General features: G+C 40.1%; 2 protein-coding genes and 1 pseudogene. All 3 read left to right on the forward strand.

All coding sequences use genetic code 11. The annotated features are described in order from the left end of the window. The coding region (locus DFQ00_RS28625) for a copper amine oxidase N-terminal domain-containing protein (protein ID WP_110899773.1) at nucleotides 1–705 on the forward strand (705 nt) is incomplete at its 5' end. 11 nt (nucleotides 706–716) lie between these two features. Further along, the gene (locus tag DFQ00_RS28630; RefSeq protein WP_110899774.1) at nucleotides 717–1,046 is read left to right on the forward strand and encodes a hypothetical protein; all 330 of its coding nucleotides are present in this window, start codon (nucleotides 717–719) and stop codon (nucleotides 1,044–1,046) included. Nucleotides 1,047–1,049: 3 nt separating this feature from the next. Then, nucleotides 1,050–1,537 (forward strand): annotated as a pseudogene (locus DFQ00_RS28635) (DUF5704 domain-containing protein); the annotation flags it as partial.

The following is a 1,537-nucleotide window of genomic DNA, read 5'->3' on the forward strand; positions in this document are numbered from 1 at the left end:
AAAGTTGGAGTGTACAGTAAAGATCACAAAGTAGATATGACGATTGGACAAACCTCAGCACTAGTCGATGGACAAAAGAAAGACTATGGCACGCAGATTATGTTGAAGCAAAATCGGACGTTTGTTCCGCTGCGTTTGGTTAGTGAGGGGCTCGGAGAGAAAGTAGAATGGGATAAGATTGGTCGCTGGGTGTGGATTGGGAACAAGGATTTCAGAAGTACAGATGATAAGGAATTTAAGCTGACGAAGCTGAGTGATTTTAAGGCTTATACTAGAAGTGAAGAATATTTCAAAAATATGAAAGATGAAAAGTACAAGAACATTAAAATTATTAAAGAAAGCGATCTGCCCATCATGTTGGGTGATGGGCAAATAGTCTATGACATCAACAAGACTAAAGATTCAATATTAGGCGATGGTGTCCAGATTCGTAGTAGCCAGCGAGGGAACTCAATTACTTTTTTAGTGAAAAACAGTTACGGTCGCGGTCGTGGAGTAGTGGATGCTGCGTTTGTAAACAATGGGGATAAAACGGGTATGAATTTTTATCCTGTAATCAGTAGATTGGATAAGTTCCAAGGAGGCCAATATCTTGAGAACTATGAAGCATGGAAAAACTTTAAAATTACTCAAGCAGACTACATTCTTTTAGAAGATGGCAAATTGGAAAGTTACGCTGTAGCAATCGTCAATCCCTTTAAGTAAGGATGCAATCAATGAAAAAGACTATCAGTTCAATACTCAGCCTAGTACTCATTTTTTCGTCTGTACTTGTTCTATTTATGTATGACTTAGGCAAAGCAGAAGCAGCCGTTTATAACGTAGGTTCAACTAGGCTATATCAAGACGAAGACAATCCAAACCTGTATTATTTCGTGGGAATGGTGTACTACGACGTTTGGAAAAACAATGCCGGTCAATGGACCGATGAAGGTCATAAACCTGGAGATACAGTTGCAACAGTAGACGGTGGAACTTATCAGTTTACGTTTGCGTCTGGCCGCAGAGTCAAAGACATCACAGTTAAGCCCTTTGATTTCAACTAGGCGTTGGCTGAAAATGTGTTTACAAAATCTCGCGGTGAGGATCTTGCTGATAAGCCGCAAAAGTATTATCAAGATGCTACTTCCAGAGTGAGTTACAACTACTGTGGTGTTAATTCAAACGATAATATTTGTAAGGAAACTCCCGTTATAGGAAAAGGTACGAACTCTGCTAAGAAAGAGGTAATTGTTAGAAATGGAGTTTTAAAGGCAATTAAACAAGAGGTTGACCGAAGAGCTGAGGAGGAGAAAGAGAACAATAAAGTCTTTGCACCAAACGTTGAAGGCTGGCGATATTTCTTTCCAACCCTCTTCACAATCGAACTAGAACCACCTGAAGGTAAAGCAATCGTTAAATACTGGACGACCACAGGGCAAAGTTTGGATGGTGTAGACGGTTTCGCTAACCAAGAAGTGCGGTTGGAGAAGGATCAGCCGTATAACTTTATTCATACTGCTCCTGGTGAAAAATACACCTACGAGGGTCACAAAAA

This window comes from Paenibacillus barcinonensis, from assembly GCF_003217495.1.
GTDB lineage: Bacteria > Bacillota > Bacilli > Paenibacillales > Paenibacillaceae > Paenibacillus > Paenibacillus barcinonensis.